Source organism: Streptomyces macrolidinus (assembly GCF_023887685.1).
Lineage (GTDB): Bacteria > Actinomycetota > Actinomycetes > Streptomycetales > Streptomycetaceae > Streptomyces > Streptomyces macrolidinus.
The window spans coordinates 1-19,367 of record NZ_JAMWMR010000034.1 but is presented as its reverse complement, the minus strand read 5'-3'; the positions used below and the strand labels follow the sequence as shown (position 1 = coordinate 19,367).

Sequence of the window (19,367 nt, the reverse complement as noted above, 5' to 3'; positions counted from 1 at the left end):
GGGGACGTTAGCCATGACCACCGCCTTGGAACCCGCCCTGTCGATACGCCAGGTCCTCACCCTGGAGCGGGTGCTCGCCGGAGAGCCCGAGGTGGTGGCTGGGGCGGGACATCTCGACCGGCCCGTGCGCTGGGTGCACGTCGCCGAGGCCGCCGATGTCGGCGTGATGCTCAGCGGCGGCGAGATGGTCCTCACCACCGGGGTGCTGCTCGCGGGCGACGAGGACAAGCAGGCCGAGTACATCCGCTCCCTGCACCGCGCGGAGGCCGCGGCCGTCGTCCTCGGGCTCGGCCGCGCCTTCCCCGCACCCCCCGACGTGATGCGCCGGGCCGCCGAGCGCTACGGCCTTCCCATGGTGGTCCTGCACCGGCCCTTCCCCTTCGCCGAGCTGACCGAGGAGGTCCAATCCCGGCTCGTACGGCGGAAGTTCGCGACGGTGAGCCTGTCGGAGTCCGTACGCACCGCGCTGACCGGGATCATCACCGCGGGCGCCCCGCTCCAGCGACTGCTCGACGAGATCGCCGTGCACGCCGGCTGTCCCGTGATCCTCACCAACCTGGCCCACCGGGTGCTCGCCACGGCGGGGGAGCGGCCCGCGGTCGACGACGTGCTGCGTGACTGGGAGCGCATCGCCCGGCAGGCGGGCGGTGGCGAGGGCGACGGCTGGGTCCGTGCCGAACTGGGCGGACGCGGCGAGCACTGGGGCCGGATCGTGCTGTGCGGCTACCGCGGCGACAGCCCCGTCGGACGGCTGCTCGCCGAACGCGCCGCCGAGGCCCTCGTGTTGCACCGGATGCTCGGCACCGCGGTGCACTCCTGGGAGGAGCAGTCCGCACAGAGCCTGCTGACCGACCTCGTCACCGGGGTCGTCCCGGCCCGCCGACTGCTGCCGCGGGTCCGCGCGGCCGGGCTTCCCGTGAACCGCCGTGCCTTCGTCCCCCTCGTCGTACGCGACGGCGACCCGGTCGTCCTCGACCGCGTCCTGCGCCTGCTCGGACTGCCCGGACTCGTGGCCCAACTCGACGACAGGGCGACGGCGTTGCTGCTCAGCCTCGCCCGCGACCAGGACGCGCAGGCGCTGGCCGCGCACTTCGCCACCCGGCTGCGGAAGGAGACGGCGAAAGGCACGCCGGTGGTCGCCGCCGCGGACGCGCGCACCGTCTGGGAGGACGTCCCCGCCGGGCTGCGCGAGGCGCGGCATGTGGCCGACGCCGTCGCCGAGCACGGCGCCGCCCTGGACCTGCCCGTCGTCGTACGCCTCAGGGACGTCCATCTGCGCGGTCTGATCCGGCTGTTGCGCGACGACCCGCATGTCCAGGCCTTCGCCGAGCGGGAGTTGGACGGACTGCTGTGCGGATCCGACGCGGAGCCGGACCTGCTGGCCGTGCTGCGGACCTACCTGGCCACCGGCCGCAACAAGTCCCGTACCGCCCAGCTCCATCACGTCAGCAGGCCCGCCCTCTACCGCCGTCTGGAGGCCATCCGCACCCGTCTCGGCGTCGACCTCGACGACTTCGAACAGGCCGCCTCCGTCCACATCGCGCTCCTCGCCCACGACGCCCAACAGGGGTGACACCGTGGAACGGCAACGGCCCGCAGACGTGACACGGTGCAACTCACAGCAGGCAGGCGGACTTCCTAAGCTCAGAGCCTGGCTACGACCCCCCGCCGGGCCCGTGGCGTCTGGCACGCACTCCCCCAAGCTCTGCGAGCAGGGGGGGACCCCCAGCCGCGTTGCCGAGCCGCCCACGTGGCGCCGCCACGAGGGCGGCTCGGCGCCTTGCGATCGCACGCACCAGACGCCACGGGCTGATCCGACGCTGGGTCGTAGCCAGGCTCTCACGACACACCGAGCTACCGGAGGTCCCGATGAGCAGAGTGGTTCGTGCCGCCGTCTTCCAGACTGCCTGGACCGGCGACAAGGAATCGATGATCCAGGTTCACGAGCAGGCGGTCCGCGACGCGGCGGCCCAAGGCGCTCATGTCCTGTGCTTCCAGGAGCTGTTCTACGGGCCGTACTTCTGCCAGGTCCAGGACCCGGCGTTCTACGAGTACGCCGAGCAGATCCCGGACGGCCCCACCGTCAAGCGCTTCCAGGCGCTGGCGAAGGAGCACGGCATCGTGCTCGTGCTGCCCATGTACGAGGAGGAGCAGCCCGGCGTCCTCTACAACACCGCCGCGGTGATCGACGCGGACGGCTCCTACCTCGGCAAGTACCGCAAGACCCACATCCCCCAGGTCAAGGGGTTCTGGGAGAAGTTCTACTTCCGTCCCGGCAACAGCGGTTGGCCCGTCTTCGACACCAAGGCCGGGCGGATCGGCGTCTACATCTGCTACGACCGCCACTTCCCCGAGGGCTGGCGCGCCCTCGGTCTCGCGGGCGCGGAGATCGTCTTCAACCCGTCGGCCACCTCGCGCGGACTGTCCGGCTATCTCTGGCAGTTGGAGCAGCCGGCCGCGGCCGTGGCCAACGAGTACTTCGTCGGCGCGATCAACCGCGTGGGTGTCGAGGAACTCGGCGACAACGACTTCTACGGCACCTCGTACTTCGTGGACCCGGAAGCGCAGTTCGTCGGCGAGGTGGCCGGCGACAAGGAGAGCGAACTCCTCGTCCGCGACCTGGACTTGGCCAAGCTCCGCGAGGTACGCGACCGGTGGCAGTTCTACCGCGACCGCGCGCCGGGCGCGTACTCCCCGCTGACCGCACCGTAGACATAGGAGGCTCCGCGCCCCTGCAAGGGCGAAGCCCTCGCAGGGGCGCGGGGAACGGCGCGACCAGCCACAGACGACCCGCACTCTTGACTACAACCCAGCGGAGCGTGCACGTATGAGCAGCCGTACGGTCATTCGCGGTGGCCTCGTCATCACCGCGTCCGACGAGATCCACGCCGACGTCCTGATCGAGGACGGCCGCATCGCCGCCCTCGCCGCCTCCGGCACACCGGCCGCCGAGGCCTTCACGGCCGAGCGAAGCGAGATGGGGGCACCCCCGCCCGAAGGGTGGGGGAGGATCATCGACGCCACCGGCAAGTACGTGATCCCGGGCGGTGTCGACGCCCACACCCATATGGAGATGCCGTTCGGCGGCACCTTCGCCGCCGACACCTTCGAGACCGGCACCCGGGCCGCCGCCTGGGGCGGGACGACCACGATCGTCGACTTCGCCGTGCAGAGCGTGGGCCGCACCCTGCGTGAGGGCCTGGACGCCTGGCACGACAAGGCGGAGGGCAACTGCGCGATCGACTACGCCTTCCACATGATCGTCTCCGATGTGAACCCGGAGACCCTCAAGGAGATGGACCTGCTGATCGAGGAGGGGGTCACCTCCTTCAAGCAGTTCATGGCCTACCCCGGGGTCTTCTACAGCGACGACGGTCAGATCCTGCGCGCCATGCAGCGCTCCGCCGAGAACGGCGGCCTGATCATGATGCACGCCGAGAACGGCATCGCGATCGACGTCCTCGTCGAGCAGGCACTGGCGCGCGGCGAGCGGGACCCGCGCTACCACGGCGAGGTCCGCAAGGCCCTGCTGGAGGCCGAGGCCACCCACCGCGCCATCAGGCTCGCGCAGGTCGCCGGGGCCCCGCTGTACGTGGTGCATGTCTCGGCGCAGGAGGCGCTCGCCGAGTTGGCCAGAGCCCGCGACGAGGGACTGAACGTCTTCGGCGAGACCTGCCCCCAGTACCTCTTCCTGTCCACCGACAACCTCGCCGAGCCGGACTTCGAAGGCGCCAAGTACGTGTGCTCGACCCCGCTGCGGCCCAAGGAGCACCAGGCCGCGCTGTGGAAGGGGCTGCGCACCAACGACCTCCAGGTGGTCTCCACCGACCACTGCCCCTTCTGCTTCTCGGGTCAGAAGGAGCTGGGCCGGGGCGACTTCTCGAAGATCCCCAACGGGATGCCGGGCGTCGAGAACCGTATGGACCTGCTCCACCAGGCCGTGGTCGACGGACACATCTCGCGCCGCCGCTGGATCGAGATCGCCTGCGCCACTCCGGCCCGGATGTTCGGCATGTACCCGAAGAAGGGCACCATCGCCCCCGGCGCGGACGCCGACGTCGTCATCTACGACCCGCACGCCGAGCAGATCATGTCCGCCGACACCCACCACATGAACGTCGACTACTCGGCGTACGAGGGCAAGCGCACGACGGGCCGGGTCGAGACGGTCCTCTCGCGCGGCGAGCCCGTCATCACCGAGCGGGAGTACACCGGACGCGCGGGCCACGGTGTCTACACCCCCCGTTCCACCTGTCAGTACCTCAACTAGGAGCGGTGCCCATGGACTTCGGACTCGTCCTCCAGACCGACCCGCCCGCCTCACGGGTCATCGACCTGATGCAGCGCGCCGAGCGCAACGGCTTCCGCTACGGCTGGACCTTCGACTCCAGTGTGCTGTGGCAGGAACCCTTCGTGATCTACAGTCAGATCCTCGCCCACACCGAGAAGTTGACCATCGGCCCCATGGTGACGAACCCGGGCACCCGCACCTGGGAGGTCACGGCCTCCACGTTCGCCACACTCAACGACATGTTCGGCAACCGCACGGTGTGCGGCATCGGCCGCGGTGACTCGGCGATGCGCGTGGCCGGACGCAAGCCCAACACCCTGGCCCGTATCAGCGAGGCCATGAAGGTCATCCGGGCGCTCGGCCGCGGCGAGGAGGCCGACCTCGGCGGTACGGTCGTCAGGTTCCCCTGGGTCAAGCCGGGCGCCCAACTCCCCGTCTGGATGGCCGCGTACGGCCCCAAGGCCCTGAAGATGACCGGCGAGGAGGCCGACGGCTTCATCCTCCAACTCGCCGACCTGTATCTGACCGAATACATGGTCAAGGCCGTCAAGGAGGCGGCTGTGGCCGCCGGACGTGACCCGGACGAGGTGAAGATCTGCGTCGCCGCCCCGGCCTATGTCACCGAGGACGACTCGCCCGAGGCGCTCGCCCACGCGCGCGAGCAGTGCCGCTGGTTCGGCGGCATGGTCGGCAACCACGTCGCCGACCTGGTCGGCAAGTACGGAGCGCACTCCGCGTCCGTCCCCGAGGAACTCACCGACTACATCAAGGCCCGTGAGGGCTACGACTACGCCCACCACGGGCGCAGCGGCAACCCCGACACCGCGTTCGTGCCCGACGAGATCGTCGACCGGTTCTGCCTCATCGGCCCCGTCGAGCGGCACATCGAGAAGCTGACCGCACTGCGTGCGCTGGGCGTCGACCAGTTCGCCCTCTACGACATGCACGACGCACAGGAAGCCGTCATCGACGCCTACGGGACGCAGGTCATCCCCGCCGTCAACGGCTAGTCCGCACAGGGAACTTCAGACCCCGTCGCTCACCCGTTCGTCCCCTTCCCGCTCCCCCGGGAAGGGGACCGGGGGCCTTCACGAGAGTCCCCCAGGGCGCTTCCCGCGCACCCGGCCATCGGCCCCACCCGCACGGCCATTCCCGACCCCCGCCTCCTGATTGGCCTGCCCATGACCGACACCGCACCCACGGCTTCCACGCCGTCCGCACAGGTCACCCTCCCCGACGGCCGCGTGGAGATCGCCCCGGACTCCGCCGCGCCGACCGGCCCGTACGCCAACGAGGACCTGCTCCCCGTCCCCGCACGGAAGCGCACCTGGACCACCTACAACTTCTCCGCGCTGTGGGTCGGCATGGCCCACAACACGGCTTCCTGGACCCTGGCCTCCGGACTGATCGCCGTCGGCATGGACTGGAAGCAGGCGGTGCTCGTCATCGCCCTGGCCAATCTGATCGTGCTGGTGCCGATGCTGCTCACCGGGCACGCGGGGCCCAAGTACGGCATCCCCTTCCCTGTCTTCGTCCGCGCCTCCTTCGGCGTGCGCGGCGCCAACCTCCCCGCTGTCGTACGGGCGTTGGTGGCCTGCGGCTGGTTCGGCATCCAGACCTGGATCGGCGGTGAGGCGATCTACTTCCTCGCCGGGAAGCTCATCGGCGACAGTTGGGCGAACGCCTCGAAGATCGGTGGCCACGCCTGGACCATGTGGCTGTCCTTCGTGATCTTCTGGGCGATCCAGGTCGCCATCATCTACCGGGGCATGGAGACCATCCGCCGCTTCGAGAACTGGGCGGCGCCCTTCGTGCTCGTAGGCGCCTTCGTGATGCTGGGCTGGATGAGCAACAAGGCAGGTGGCTTCGGCCCGTTGTTCGACCAGCCCTCCAAGCTGGGCTGGGGCGCCGACTTCTGGAAGCTGTTCGCGCCCTCACTCATGGGCATGATCGGCTTCTGGTCCACCCTGGCGCTCAACATCCCGGACTTCACCCGCTACGGCAGAAGCCAGCGCGCCCAGACCTGGGGCCAGGCCCTCGGCCTGCCGACCACCATGACCCTGTTCGCGTTCCTGTCGGTGCTGGTCACCTCCGGCTCCCAGGCCGTGTACGGCGAGCCGGTGTGGGACCCGGTGCAACTGGCCGCCAAGACGGACAACACGGTCGGCCTGCTCTACGCGCTGGTCACCGTCCTGATCGCGACCCTGTCCGTGAACATCGCGGCCAACCTCGTCTCGCCCGCGTTCGACTTCTCCAACGTCGCGCCCAGGAAGGTCAGTTTCCGCGCCGGAGCCCTGATCACCTCGGTCCTGGCCGTGCTCATCTGCCCGTGGAAGCTGTACTCCGACCCGCAGGGCTACATCTTCACCTGGCTCGGCCTGGTGGGAGGCCTGCTCGGCACGGTCGCCGGCATCCTCATCGCCGACTACTGGATCCTGCGCCGCACCCGCCTCGACCTCACCGACCTGTACCGCGCGGGCGGCCGTTACTGGTACGACGGCGGCTGGAACTGGTGCGCCGTCGCGGCCTTCGTGGTGGGCGGCGTACTCGCCATCGGCGGCGCGGACTTCCATCCGCTGATCGACGGCCGCCCCGTCCCCGCCCTCAAGTCGCTGGCGGACTACGGCTGGGCGGTGGGCCTGGGCACGTCGATGGTGCTCTACCTGGCGCTGATGCCGCTGCGCGGCCGGGAGCGGACCACGGTCTGACGGGGTGTGGGGGCGGCGGTCAGCTCTTCCGGCCGTCCCCGAGCGCGGCCACCGCGTCCTTGGCGGCCTTGATGGCCCCCCTGTTGATTTCGTCCGTACCCGGCGCCTTCTTCGTCTCGAAGTCACTGCCGTTGTAGGTGACGACCACGAGCGCGTTGGAGGCGCGCGCCAGCACCATCCCCTCGCGGGTCTCCTGCTTGTCCTCGGTGGTGAGATCCACGACGGAGTAGGCCGTGTCACCGAGACCGGGCACGGCCCCTCCGCCGCTCTTCCGCGCCGTGCGCTCCTCGTAGGACTGCCGTGCCTGCGCGTCCGAGCCCATGACCTCGAAGGAGACGTCGAGCCAGCGGTAGTCGTAGCCCTTGAGCGCGTGCCAGGAGCAGGTGCGGCGCAGCGACTTGTCCGTCGAAGGGATCTCCTTCCCGGCCGGCTTGGCGCCGGGGACCAGGGAGGAGATCGTCTTCTCGGACAGCCCGGAGCACGGGGCCGGGGCGACGGTGTACGTCTTGGCCGCGGCCGAAGCCGAGACCGTCGGATCGGGGGCGGCCGGGGTGTTCTGGGGCTGCTGTCCGGACGCGCCGACGGGGGGCGGTGCCGGGGCCGGGTCGGGTGTCTCCGAGGACAGGGCCCAGCCCGAGACAGCGAGGACGACAACCGGCAGAACACGCACGGTCACAGCGAGTGGCAGAGGAAGAGAACGCACGGCGCACTTCTCGATGGGGGATGGTGCGGTGGAAGCCCGCACTGCGCATCGTACGCCAGTTCCTCTGCCCGACTTCGCGACACTCGGCCCCAACTCCCCGGCATCCGGCCCTGTTTCACCAGCCGGAACCGCCGGGCCTCACCCGGCGGCGGCCGTGATCAGGGCACGCGGGCCGTCCACTCGGCCGAGCCGAACTTCGTGCGCGCCAACTCCTGCGCGCGGGCCAGTTCCGCGTCCGTCACCTTGCCGTGCGCGAGGCCGTACCGGCCGCGGAACGACTCGATCATCCGGCCGATGACCGCCTCGCGCGCCAAGCCGGTCTGCCGACGCAGCGGATCCACCCGCTTCTTCGCGCTCTTGGTGCCCTTGTCGGACAGCTTCTCCCGCCCGATGCGCAGGACTTCGAGCATCTTGTCCGCGTCGATGTCGTACGACATCGTCACATGGTGCAGCACCGCGCCGGGCCCGCCGCCCGGTCCCACGACGCGCTTCTGGGCCGCGCCCGCGATCTTGCCCTGGTCCGTGGCGATGTCGTTCAGCGGCTGGTACCAGGCCTTGATCCCCATGTCGCCCAGCGCGCCCAGCACCCAGTCGTCGAGATAGGCGTAACTGTCCTGGAAGGACAGGCCGTGCACGAGCGCCTCGGGCACGGACAGTGAGTACGTGATCGTGTTGCCCGGCTCCACGAACATGGCGCCGCCCCCGGAGATCCGGCGCACGACCTCGATGCCGTGGCGCGCCGCGCCCTGCGGATCCACCTCGTTGCGCAGCGACTGGAAGCTGCCGATGATCACCGCCGGGGCGCCCCACTCCCACACGCGCAGCGTCGGCGGGCGCCGCCCGGCCGCGACCTCGGCGGTCAGCACCTCGTCCAGCGCCATGTGCAGCGCGGGTGGCTGGGGGCCCTCGTGGATCAACTGCCAGTCGTAGTCCGTCCAGTCGGTGGCGTGTGCGAGGGCGCGGCGCACCGCGATGCCGATGCCCTCCGAGGTCAGCCCGTACATCACCGTGCCCTCGGGCAGCGACGCGTCGATGCGGGCGGCCAGCCCCGCCGCGTCGGTGTCCGCAGGGGCGCCCTCCAGCGCGCGGTTCACGGCGTCGAGCGCCTCGTCCGGCTCCAGGAAGAAGTCGCCCGCCACGCGCACGTGGCGCAGCGCGCCGTCCTCGACCTCCGCGTCCACGACGACGAGCTTGCCGCCCGGGACCTTGTACTCACCGTGCACTGATACGGCCTCCGTTCTACCGACGAGATCAACGCCGCGGGCCGCCGCGGTGTTCCCGGGCCGGGGTGATTCCGCCCCGGTTCCGTACCGCGCGCAGGCGGCGTTCATCCCTCGCGCCGTCCCACCTCGACCAACCCCGTCTCGTACGCGGCGATCACCGCCTGCGCCCGGTCGCGGACCCCCAGCTTCCCGAAGACGGCGGTGATGTGGTTCTTCACCGTCGAGACGCTGATGTCCAGCGCCTCCGCGAGCTCCGCGTTGTCCAGCCCCGTGGCCATCAGCCGCCACACCTCGACCTCGCGCGGTGTGAGCAGGTCGGGGGTCGCGGAGGGCGGTGCGGGGCGCTGCGGGGCCCTGACGTACGTGGAGATCAGCCGGGTCAGCAGCCGGGGCGCGACGGCGGCCTCCCCGGTGTGCACCACCCGCACGGCCGTGACCAGTTCCTCCGGGGAGATGTCCTTGGGCAGGAACCCGCAGGCGCCCGCGCGCAGCGCCGCCACCACGTACTCGTCCATGTCGAACGTGCTCAACGCCAGGACCCGGCAGCCGGGCAGCTCCCGCGTGAGACGGTCGGTCGCGGCGACCCCGTCCAGTACGGGCATACGGATGTCCATCACGACCACGTCGGGCCGCAGCCGGTGCGCCGACTCGACCGCCTGTGCGCCGTTCTCCGCCTCGCCGACCACCTCGAAGGCGGGGTCGGGCGTGAGGATCAGCGCCAGTCCGCGGCGTACCAGGGGCTGGTCGTCCGCGATCAGGACCCGGATCGGTTCCGCACCGCCCGCCGTATCCGTCGTCGCCGTACCTGTCATCGCAGTGCCCCCCTCATCGCAGCGCCCCCTCGCTCACCGGCAACGGCAGTCGGGCCCGCACCCGGAACCCGCCCTCGTCCGACGGACCCGCCTCCAGCGTTCCCCCGTGCAGGACGACCCGCTCCCGCATCCCGACCAGACCGTATCCCGAGCCACCGGTGAAGCCCTCGCCCGGCCCCTCGTCCGCCACCTCCACCGTCACGTCGACGGGGCCGCGTCAGCCGTACGACCGCCCGCGCCCCGGCCGCGTACTTACGCGCGTTCGTCAGCGCCTCCTGCACCACCCGGAACACGGTCAGTCCGGCGCTCGACGGCACCGTACGCGGTTCGCCCCGCACCTCGAACTCCGTGGGTACGCCGGAGCGGCAGGACTCGCCGACGAGGCGTTCCAGGTCCGCGATGCCCGGTTGCGGGGCGGTCGGTTCCTCCTCCGCCTCGTCTCCGGCCCGCAGGACGTCCAGCAGTTGACGCATCTCGCGCAGGGCCATGCGGCCGGACCCCTCCAGCGTCACCAGCGCGTCCCTGGCCTGGTCGGGGGCCGCCGTCAGATTGGCCCGCGCACCTCCGGCCATGAGCTGCATGGTGGTGATGTGGTGCGCCACGATGTCGTGCAACTCCCGTGCGATACGCCGCCGTTCGGCGGCCACCGCCCGGTCGGCCAGCAACTGCCGTTTGGCTTCGTTGTCCCGCTGCCAGCGGTTCATCAGCAGCGCGGTGCCCACCACCAGCGCGACGGCGGACACCGCGCCGATCATCTCGGGCATCGACGGGAGGGGCCAGGAGGACAGCGCCACCAGCGGCAGCACGAGCGAGGCGAGCGACGCCCCCGCCGTCACGCGAGGGCCCCGCGTGCGTGCGACCGTGTAGAGCGCCACCACCAGCGCGGCGTTGAAGTGCTGCGGCATGGGCACGCTCAGGTTCTGGACCAGTCCGAGCAGCAGGACGGCCGCGAGCACCGCCACCGGGGCCCGACGCCGGAAAAGCAGGGGCAGAGCGGACAGGATCAGGGGTACGTACCCGACAGCGGGGACACGCCCCAACAAGGTGTGGGCGCCGAGGCCGAAGGCGACCAGGTCCACAGCCGCCGAGCCGACCGCGACCAGCGCGTCGTTACGCGTCCACGGCAGCGCGTCATCGCCGGGTCGGCCCTCGGGTGTCCCGGCGGGGTCAGGGCGGCCCTGTGTCGGCATGACGGTCCTCCTCGAACGGTGCCGGTGACGGCACCGGTACGTGCCTCGACGGGCGACGCCGTGATGGGCACCGCCGTGATGGTCAATGCCGTGATGGTCAATGCCTGATGGGCAATGCCGTGATGGGCGAACGTCGCCTTTCGGGCACCAGTCTCCCATCGGGTCCACCCGCCCCCGCTCCCAGGACCAGGAGCCGACCCCGGTCTGGGACCAGGGTCCTGGTCGGCGCCGCGGCCCGGACCCCGCTCCCACGCCGCTTCTCGTCCGTCGCTCGGACGATTCCCGCGCGACCCGCTGATGAGCTGGACATGGCCGCAATCGCGGCGCTCCACTCACTGCCGGAGGACAATGTGATCCGCGCCCTGACCGGGTTCTCCACCCGGAACCCCTGGAAGGTCATCGCCCTGTGGGCGGTGGTGGGCATCTTCCTCAGCGGCCTCGGCCAGGCGCTGCTGTTCCGCGCCACCCAGAGCCAGGCCGGGGACTTCCTGCCCTCGACCTACGACTCCGCCGCCGCGCTGAAGATCGCCGAGGAACGCTTCGGGGTCGATCCCGACGCCAACGCGGTGACCGTCCTCGTCGCCCGCACCGACGGCAAGCCCCTCACCGGAGGGGACGAGCGCACGATCGGCGCCGTCGCCGAGAAGCTGGGCCGACGGCACGTGACGATGCCCGAGTCCGACGAGGGCGGGCCCGCCTTCCTGGCCAAGGACTACTCCCAGACCCCGCGGTTCAGCCCCGCCATGGTCGCGCCCGACCGCAGCTTCGAGCTGCTGTCCGTCCAGTTGACCGGCAACGTCACGGACCCCGGCCTCCAGAACCTCTACCGGACCGTCCGCGACGACACGCGACAGGCGTTCGCCGAGGAGGACCTGCGTACCGGGTTCACCGGTGGCCTGGCCGACATGGTCGACACGGTTGACGCCGAGGAGACGACCACGATGGTCGTCGGGATCCTCATGATCGGGTTGATCGTACTGATCAACATCCTGGTGTTCCGCAGTGTGCTCGCGGCCTTCGTGCCGCTCCTCGCGGTCGCCCTGGTCGGCGGCGCGGCGTCGGGAGCCGTCGTCGGCGTCGCGATGCTCACCGGAATCAAGCTCGACCCCGGCACACCGAGCATCATCAACGTCGTCCTGATCGGCATCGGCGTCGACTACTTCCTCTTCCTTCTCTTCCGCTTCCGTGAACAGCTCCGGGCACGCCCGGACCTGCCGGCCCGTACCGTGTCCGGCGAGGTCAGTGCTCGGGTCGGCATCGCGATCACCTCGGCCGCCCTGACGATCGTGGCCGCCTTCGCCACCCTCGGCATCGCGACCTTCGGGCAGTTCCGGGTGCTCGGCCCCGCCGTCGCCGTGTCGGTCCTCGTGATGCTGCTGTCCAGCCTGACTCTGATGCCCGCGCTGCTCGCCGTCACCGGGCGCAAGATGTTCTGGCCCTCCCGCGCCCTCGCGCACGAGCCGCGCCCCGGCATGTCCGCCCGCGTGGGCGACCTCGTCGCCCGCCGCCCGCTGGCCGTCATCGTGGCGAGCCTCGCCCTGCTCGGTGCGCTGACCGCCGGACTGACCGGCATCCGGATGGACTTCGGCCAGGGCGGCGGGGCCCACAAGACGGCCGCCGCCTCCACCGCCGCCGAGATCACCCGCGCCCTGCCCGCCGGGGTCTCCGACCCGGCCACCGTCTACGTCCAGGCCACCGACCATCGCCCCCTCACCACCGGGCGACTGGCGGCCCTGCCCACGGCGCTCGCCGAGGTCAAGGGCGTCGGGAAGGTCGGCACGACCGTGCTCAACGACGACCGCACCGCCGCCCGCATCGACCTCTACCTCACCGCGGACTCCCAGAGCGCACAGGCCCGCCACCTGGTGGCAGGACCAGTCCGTGACACCGTCGCCCGTCACACACCCGCGGGCACCGAAGCCCATGTCGGCGGCACGGCAGCGATCTTCGCGGATGTGTCCACCGCCGTCGACCACGACCTGGCCATCGTGTTCCCCGTCGCGGCCGTGCTGATCGCCCTCATCCTGCTCGCGTTGCTGCGCAGCCTCCTCGCCCCGGCCGTCCTGATGATCGCCGTCAGCCTCGGCTTCGCCGCCACCCTCGGCGCCTCCACGTTCTTCTTCCAGCACCTCCTCGACAAGCCCGGCGTCAACTTCGTTCTGCCTCTGGTGCTGTTCCTCTTCGTCGTCGCCCTCGGCACGGACTACAACATCCTGATCAGCGACCGTATCCGCGAGGAGATGGAACATCCCGGCCCGGCCCGCGCCGCCGTCGCCCGCGCCGTACGGCACACCGCCCCGGCCATCATGACGGCGGGCATCGTCCTCGCCGCCTCCTTCGGCAGCCTCGGCGTCAACGCGGACCCCTCGACCCAGCAGATCGGCTTCGCGACAGCGCTCGGCATCCTGCTCTCGGCGTTCGTCCTCTCCCTGCTGCTGGTACCGGCACTCGCCGCACTCCTCGGCCGAGGCATCTGGTGGCCCCTGCGCCCGCGCCGCGAGCAGGGACACCACCTCACCGATCCGCCGGCCGAACAGCCGTACCGCGATGGTGACTTGGTGCACTGAGAGGGGTGAGTGGCCGCGCGGCCGATGGGGTGTCAGGTGTCGTCGTCGGCGGTGTGCTCCAGGAAGCGGTGCAGTGCGGGATTGGGGTTGTCGCGGGACCAGGCCAGGGTGATCGGCACCGTCGGGGCGGGGTCGGTGAAGCGCCTGACCGCGATGCCCGGGACGTGGAGCGCGGCAGCCCTGCCCTCGGTGATGAAGGTGATGCCGTGCCCTTGCGCGACGGCATGGAGCATGTGCTCCTCCTCCGGCTCCCAGCGGGCGACGGGCGGACGGACACCTTCCCCGAACACCTCGTCGAGCATGCGGTCCCACATGCGCGGACCGTGCTCGCGCGGCCACCACACCAGAGGGCGGTCCGTCACATCGGCCCGGCGCACGCGGCGCTTGCGTGCCAGTGGGTCGGCGCTGGGGACGGCCGCCACGATCGCCTCCTCACCGACCGTACGATCGGCCAGGTCGCCGCGCGGATCGTCCAGCATCCGCACCAGCGCCGCGTCGATCGAGCGCTCCCTCAGCCGCTGTTCGTCATGCGCGGTGAAGCCGCTGGTGACCCGCACCTCTATGGCCGGGTGGGCGGCGCGGAAGGTGTCCAGGAGTTCGGTGACGATACCGCGCGGCGCGGAACGGGTCAGGCTGATCGTCAACTGCCCCGCTTCCCCGGCGCCGTAGCGACGGGTCATCTGCACGGCGGCCTCGGCGCGGGCGAGGATGTCCCGGGCGGCGGGCAGCAGCGCGGCCCCGGCATCGGTGAGCGCCACGCCGCGCCGGTTGCGTGTGAACAGCGCGGTGCCCAACTCCTTCTCGAACGCCATGATCTGCTGACTGAGCCCCGGTTGGGCCACGTAGAGCCGCCGCGCCGCGCGCCCGTAGTGCAACTCCTCGGCGACCGCGACGAAGTAGCGGAGATGGCGCAGTTCCATGTCGTCTCCTCCTGCTCTCTGTGATCACCGCGGACTCCTGCCGCCTGTGATCACCGTGGATTATCACAGGCGAAGATCCCGGACTTGGACGCGTCCGCGGCAGCGGTGGCCGAATGGACACATGACCGCAGTGACCACACAACCTCCCCGCATGGACGACGCCTGCTCGACCACGGCCGACGCCTCCTCGACACGACGCTGGGTCGCCCTCGCCGCGGTGCTTCTCGCCACGTTCATGGGCCTGTTGGACGCCAGCGTCGTCACCGTGTCGGTGCCGTCGATCCAGCAGGATCTCCACGCCTCGTTCGGCGAGGTGCAGTTCGTGTCGGCCGGGTACACCCTCGCGTACGCGGTCGGGCTGGTGACCGGCGGACGGCTCGGTGATCGGTACGGCCGCCGCCGGATGTTCCTGGTGGGCGTCGTCCTGTTCGTACTCGCCTCGGTGGCGTGCGCGGCGGCGCCGTCCGCGAGCGTACTGATCGCCACCCGGGTGGCGCAGGGGCTGGCCGCGGCCGTGATGCTGCCGCAGGTGCTGTCGATCGTCCAGCACGCCTTCACCGGCCCGGCGCGCGCGACCGCGCTCGGTCTCTACGGAGCGACGATCGGGGTGGCCACCATCGCCGGGCAGATCGTCGGCGGCGCGCTGCTCTCCTGGAACCCCCTTGATCTGGGCTGGCGTTCGGCGTTCGTGGTGAACGTCCCGATCGGGGCCGTGGCGCTGGTGGTCGCCTCCCGCACGGTCCCGGAGAGCCGGGGCGCGCGAGCCCGGCTCGACCTGCCCGGAGCCGGGCTGCTGGCGCTCGCGCTCGTTGCCTTGCTCCTCCCGCCGGTACTGGACCAGGGCTGGCCGACCGTCGCCGCCGGTCTCGCAGCGGCAGTAGTCCTGCTGACGGTGTTCGTACGGGTCGAACGGCGGCAGGGCAACCCGCTGATCCCGATGCGACTGCTCACCCAACGGAGCGTTCTCCGTGGCCTGTTGACCGTACTCGCCTTCTACGCGGGCAACGCCGGGTTCTTCCTGCTGCTCGCCTACCACCTGCAGTCCGGGCTCGGCCGGAGCCCGTTGAGCAGCGGCCTGATCTTCGCCCCGCTGGGCATCGCCTTCGCGGTGGCCAGCCTCACGGGCCGGAGGTTCGGCGCGCTGGGCACCGGAACGATCCTCATGGCGATCGGCCTAGCCGGGGTACTGGTGGTCGTACCGACGGTTCCCCAGGGAGCCCAAGTCACCTGGTTGCTCCCGGTGTTGACGCTGGTGGGTGCCGGGCAGGGGTTGGTCGCCGCGCCGCTGATCGGCACGGTACTGGCCGGCGTGGACCCGGCCGACGCCGGAGCAGCCAGCGGTGTGCTGCTCACCGCCACGCAGACCGCCAACGCCGCGGGCGTCGCCCTGATCGGCGGACTGTTCGCCCGCGCACTGGGCAACGCCCCTGGTTCGCCCGGCGTTTCGTTCACCACGTACACCCACGCCACCGCCCTCACGACCGCGGCTGCCCTGGCCCTGACACTCGCCACCGGCCTGCTCGTTCGCAACCGCTGAACCCGCTGACCGCTTGTCGCACCCACCGAGACCGAAGCTTGGAGGCACATCATGCTGCTTGACCCCGAACTCACCGAGATCGCCGCGCAGTTGCCGCGTACCGACTTCACCGACCCGCTTGCCGTCCGCGAGGCCGCACTCACCGCCGCACGAGCCGCAGTCGCCACGCTCCCGGTCGACGACACCGTCCAGATCACCGACTTGGCGACCAGCGGCCCGCGCGTCCGCCTGTACCGCCCGGCAACCGCCCCCGTTCCCGCGCCGGTTCTGGTGGACATGCATGGTGGTGGGTTCGTCATGGGCAGCGTCGACAGCGAACACCGGCGCGCCCTCGATCTCGCCCGGCGGACCGGCTTCGTCGTGATCTCGGTCGACTACCGGCTGGCCCCCGAACACCCCTTCCCCGCCGGTCTGGAGGACTGCTACGAGGTCCTGCGCTGGACGGTGAAGAACGCCACCGAGCTGGGTGTCGACCCCGACCGCCTCGCCGTCGTCGGCGGCAGCGCGGGCGGTGGGCTCGCCGCCGCTCTGACTCTGCTGTCCCGCGACCGAGGTGGCCCGTCCATCGCGTTCCAACTCCTCATCTGCCCGGCCCTGGACGACCGTATGCGCACCCGCTCGGCGGCCACCTTCACCGATGTACCCGCCTTCGACGCGGCTGCCGCGGCCCAGATGTGGCCCCTGTACATCCCAGCGGGCATCGAGTCGACCGCAGAGTCGGTATACGCCGCACCCGCCCGCGCCGAGGACCTCTCCGGCCTGCCGCCCGCCTACATCGTCACCGCCGAACACGACCCCCTGCGCGACGAGGGCAACGAGTATGCCTTGCGGCTGCTGGACGCGGGCGTACCCGTCGAACTGCACCACTTCCCGGGGACGTTCCACGTCTTCGACCACGTGGCCCCGGACGCCGAGATCTCCCGCCGCGCCCGCACGGAGATGGCGGCTGCCCTCACCAGAGCGCTGCGCGTACGTCAGGGGTAGTTCGCGTAACGCCTGCGCGGACGGCACGTCAATGTGCCGTCCGCGCGTGACTCACAGAGGCGACCATGTTTCGCGTCGTCTCCACGGCCCGGTGCGCCGATACCGTCCCAGTCCTGGGGCCATGGCAACTTCCGCAAACGTAGCTTTCCGGACGAGAAGTGTGATCACGGGGCAGTTCGCTTACAGGAAGAACCGCCCATTTGGGCAGCTTTCGCGTGCAGCGTTCCCAAACGGAGAGGAATCGCGGAATGGCTGACTGGAAGCTCATCAGCGGCGCGTTGGTACGGATCTCGGCGGGGTCGAGGACCAACGTGTGGGGAGTCAACGCGGCCGGGAACATCTACCGCTACACCAACAACGACGCCAGCCCGTGGGTGCAGATCCCCGGTGGCCTCACCGACATCGGAGCCGGCGCCGACGGCACCGTCTGGGGTGTCAACGCCAACGGCAATATCTACCGCTACATCGGTGACCAGGAAGGCGGTCCCTGGAAGCAGATCAGCGGCGCGTTGGTACGGATCTCGGTGGGGTCCAGGACCAACGTGTGGGGAGTCAACGCGGCCGGGAACATCTACCGTTACACCAACAACGACGGCAATCCGTGGGTGCAGATCCCGGGGGCGGGCACCGACATCGGCGCCGCCGCGGACGGCACCGTCTGGCACGTCAACTCCGCCGGGAACATCTACCGTTACACCGGTGACCAGGAAGGCGGCCCCTGGAAGCAGGTCAGCGGTGGACTGAAGGCGATCTCGGCGGGCTCCCGCACAGCGGTGTGGGGCGTGAACGCGGGCGCGAACATCTACCGCTACACCAACAACGACGGCAGTCCGTGGGTGCAGATCCCCGGGGGGCTCACCGACATCGGGGCAGGCGTCGACGGCACCGTCTGGGGCGTCAACGCCAACGGGAACATCTACCGTTACACCGGGGATCTTCCTGGCTGACCTGCCGTTTCGTGATCGGCGATCGGTGCGCCGCGTGATGCCCCAGGGGCATCACGCGGCGCACCTCTCGCTCTGGTCGAATGTCGACGGCGTTCAGCTACCGGTCAGAGCGGTCCTGCAGATACGTCAGTACCGCAAGGACTCTACGGCTGGTGTCGTCGTCCGGAGGCAGGTCGAGTTTGGCGAGAATGCTGCCGACGTGTTTGCTCACCGTGGCTTCGGAGACGACGAGCATGCGCGCGATCGCGGTGTTGGAGTGTCCCTCGGCGATGAATCCGAGGACCTCGCGTTCCCGGGCGGAGAGTCTGGACAACGGGGCACGTTGGCGCCGTAGTAGCTGGCGTACGACCTGTGGATCAACCACCGTCTCTCCACTGACCACTTGACGCAGCAGGGCAACGAACTCCTCGACATCGACCACCCGGTCCTTGAGGAGATAGCCGACTCCTTTGCCATCGCCGGAGTCGAGGAGGTCGGAGGCGTAGCTCAGCTCGACGTACTGACTGAGCGCGACCACGGCCAGTGACGGGTCGGCGCGGCGGAGCTCGACGGCGGCGCGCAGCCCTTCGTCCGTGTACCCGGGAGGCATCCGGATGTCGGTCAACACAAGATCCGGCGCATGCTCGGAGACGGCCGTCTTGAGCGCCGCGGCGTTGTCGACTGCGGCGACGACCTCGAACCCGAACCTGCGGAGCAGTCCTGAGAGCCTTTCCCGGAGCAGTACGCCGTCCTCGGCAAGCACTACCCGGATCATGGTTCGTTCAGCTGGCACGGAAGCTCCACACGTAGGGTCGTCGGACCGCCGACCGGGCTCGACAGGAGCATTCTTCCGTCCATGACGGCCACCCTGTCGGCCAGGCCGGTCAGGCCGGTACCGCGCTGTGGGTCCGCCCCGCCCGTCCCGTTGTCCTCGACTTCCACGATGAGTAGTTCGCTCTCGTGGCGGACGGTGACGCTCGCCGAGGTCGCTCCGCTGTGCTTGGTGACGTTCGTTAGCGCCTCAGATCACGAAGTAGGCCGTTCCCTCAATGTGGCCGACAGGCCGTTCGGGTACGTCGACGCTCACCGTCACCGGGAGATGGAACTGGTCGGTGATCTCTCTGATCGCCACCGACAGCCCTCGGTCGGTGAGGACCCGGGGGTGAATACCACGAATGAGCTCCCGTAACTCGATCATGAGCTGTTTCGCCTGTTCGTGGGCGTCCGTGACACTACGGCTCGCGGGCGACCCGGGCGGGACATCGAGCCGGGCGAGGCCGAGCTGCAAGGTGAGGCTGACGAGCCGCTGTTGAGCGCCGTCGTGCAGGTCGCGCTCGATACGACGGCGCTCGGCCTCGAAGGCGTCAACGAGCGTGCTCAACCTGCCCTTCTCGGCGATGGTCGACGCCGTTGACCGGATCGCACTCACCACCGGGAAGCCGGTCGTGCCGGACTACAAGGTGGAACAGGGTTACCGATACGAGCGGGACAAGTCGCGCTCGCCTA

Annotated in this window: 16 protein-coding genes and 1 pseudogene; 9 read left to right on the top strand and 8 right to left on the bottom strand. The window is 70.2% G+C overall.

What is annotated here, in order from left to right; all coding sequences use genetic code 11:
- Positions 1-13: 13 nt before the first annotated feature.
- From NGF19_RS26775 to NGF19_RS26755, 5 genes are all read left to right on the top strand, one after another.
- Entirely contained in the window at positions 14-1,573 is a 1,560-nt protein-coding gene (locus NGF19_RS26775) for a PucR family transcriptional regulator (RefSeq protein WP_252428135.1), read from the top strand.
- Positions 1,574-1,869: 296 nt separating this feature from the next.
- On the top strand, positions 1,870-2,712 hold the full coding sequence (locus NGF19_RS26770) for a nitrilase-related carbon-nitrogen hydrolase (RefSeq protein ID WP_252428134.1): 843 nt from the start codon (positions 1,870-1,872) through the stop codon (positions 2,710-2,712).
- A gap of 115 nt (positions 2,713-2,827) precedes the next feature.
- On the top strand, positions 2,828-4,270 hold the full coding sequence (hydA, locus tag NGF19_RS26765) for a dihydropyrimidinase (RefSeq protein WP_252428133.1): 1,443 nt from the start codon (positions 2,828-2,830) through the stop codon (positions 4,268-4,270).
- A gap of 11 nt (positions 4,271-4,281) precedes the next feature.
- Complete coding sequence (locus NGF19_RS26760) at positions 4,282-5,301, top strand: TIGR03842 family LLM class F420-dependent oxidoreductase (protein ID WP_252428132.1); 1,020 nt, start codon at positions 4,282-4,284, stop codon at positions 5,299-5,301.
- Positions 5,302-5,472: 171 nt separating this feature from the next.
- Positions 5,473-6,999: an NCS1 family nucleobase:cation symporter-1 gene (locus tag NGF19_RS26755; RefSeq protein ID WP_252428131.1), complete on the top strand. Its 1,527-nt coding sequence runs from the start codon at positions 5,473-5,475 to the stop codon at positions 6,997-6,999.
- Between the two features lie 19 nt (positions 7,000-7,018).
- Here NGF19_RS26755 and NGF19_RS26750 read toward each other — a convergent pair whose 3' ends face one another.
- The 4 genes from NGF19_RS26750 to NGF19_RS31305 form a co-directional block, all read right to left on the bottom strand.
- Positions 7,019-7,702, bottom strand: a complete 684-nt coding sequence (locus NGF19_RS26750; RefSeq protein WP_252428130.1) for a hypothetical protein — start codon at positions 7,700-7,702, stop codon at positions 7,019-7,021.
- A 158-nt stretch (positions 7,703-7,860) separates the two neighbouring features.
- Entirely contained in the window at positions 7,861-8,925 is a 1,065-nt protein-coding gene (gene lplAB / locus NGF19_RS26745; RefSeq protein WP_252428129.1) for a lipoate-protein ligase LplAB, read from the bottom strand.
- 104 nt (positions 8,926-9,029) lie between these two features.
- The gene (locus NGF19_RS26740; RefSeq protein ID WP_252428128.1) at positions 9,030-9,737 is read right to left on the bottom strand and encodes a response regulator; all 708 of its coding nucleotides are present in this window, start codon (positions 9,735-9,737) and stop codon (positions 9,030-9,032) included.
- Positions 9,734-10,927, bottom strand: coding sequence for a sensor histidine kinase (locus tag NGF19_RS31305; RefSeq protein ID WP_252428127.1), 1,194 nt, complete (start codon positions 10,925-10,927; stop codon positions 9,734-9,736). The genes NGF19_RS26740 and NGF19_RS31305 overlap by 4 nt, the downstream gene beginning before the upstream one ends.
- A 308-nt stretch (positions 10,928-11,235) precedes the next feature.
- On the opposite strand from NGF19_RS31305, the gene NGF19_RS26730 reads away from it, so the two are divergent.
- Complete coding sequence (locus tag NGF19_RS26730) at positions 11,236-13,494, top strand: MMPL family transporter (RefSeq protein WP_252428126.1); 2,259 nt, start codon at positions 11,236-11,238, stop codon at positions 13,492-13,494.
- Between the two features lie 32 nt (positions 13,495-13,526).
- Here NGF19_RS26730 and NGF19_RS26725 read toward each other — a convergent pair whose 3' ends face one another.
- The gene (locus tag NGF19_RS26725) at positions 13,527-14,414 is read right to left on the bottom strand and encodes a LysR family transcriptional regulator (RefSeq protein ID WP_252428125.1); all 888 of its coding nucleotides are present in this window, start codon (positions 14,412-14,414) and stop codon (positions 13,527-13,529) included.
- Between the two features lie 121 nt (positions 14,415-14,535).
- Here NGF19_RS26725 and NGF19_RS26720 point away from each other — a divergent pair, with 121 nt between their 5' ends.
- The 3 genes from NGF19_RS26720 (at position 14,536) to NGF19_RS26710 (ending at position 17,882) form a co-directional block, all read left to right on the top strand.
- Positions 14,536-15,951 carry an MFS transporter gene (locus tag NGF19_RS26720; protein WP_252428124.1) on the top strand — a complete coding sequence of 472 codons (1,416 nt, stop codon included), beginning with the start codon at positions 14,536-14,538 and terminating at the stop codon, positions 15,949-15,951.
- Between the two features lie 51 nt (positions 15,952-16,002).
- The gene (locus NGF19_RS26715; RefSeq protein ID WP_252428123.1) at positions 16,003-16,935 is read left to right on the top strand and encodes an alpha/beta hydrolase; all 933 of its coding nucleotides are present in this window, start codon (positions 16,003-16,005) and stop codon (positions 16,933-16,935) included.
- A gap of 248 nt (positions 16,936-17,183) precedes the next feature.
- The gene (locus tag NGF19_RS26710) at positions 17,184-17,882 is read left to right on the top strand and encodes a tectonin domain-containing protein (RefSeq protein WP_252428122.1); all 699 of its coding nucleotides are present in this window, start codon (positions 17,184-17,186) and stop codon (positions 17,880-17,882) included.
- Positions 17,883-17,979: 97 nt separating this feature from the next.
- Here the strand turns inward: NGF19_RS26710 and NGF19_RS26705 are convergent, their stop codons facing one another.
- The 3 genes and pseudogenes from NGF19_RS26705 to NGF19_RS31040 all read right to left on the bottom strand — a co-directional run bounded on the left by NGF19_RS26705 (position 17,980) and on the right by NGF19_RS31040 (position 19,242).
- Positions 17,980-18,624: a response regulator gene (locus NGF19_RS26705; RefSeq protein WP_308288560.1), complete on the bottom strand. Its 645-nt coding sequence runs from the start codon at positions 18,622-18,624 to the stop codon at positions 17,980-17,982.
- Between the two features lie 8 nt (positions 18,625-18,632).
- Positions 18,633-18,827 (bottom strand): annotated as a pseudogene (locus tag NGF19_RS31190) (sensor histidine kinase); the annotation flags it as partial.
- A gap of 55 nt (positions 18,828-18,882) precedes the next feature.
- On the bottom strand, positions 18,883-19,242 hold the full coding sequence (locus NGF19_RS31040) for a sensor histidine kinase (protein ID WP_308288558.1): 360 nt from the start codon (positions 19,240-19,242) through the stop codon (positions 18,883-18,885).
- Between the last annotated feature and the right edge of the window lie 125 nt (positions 19,243-19,367).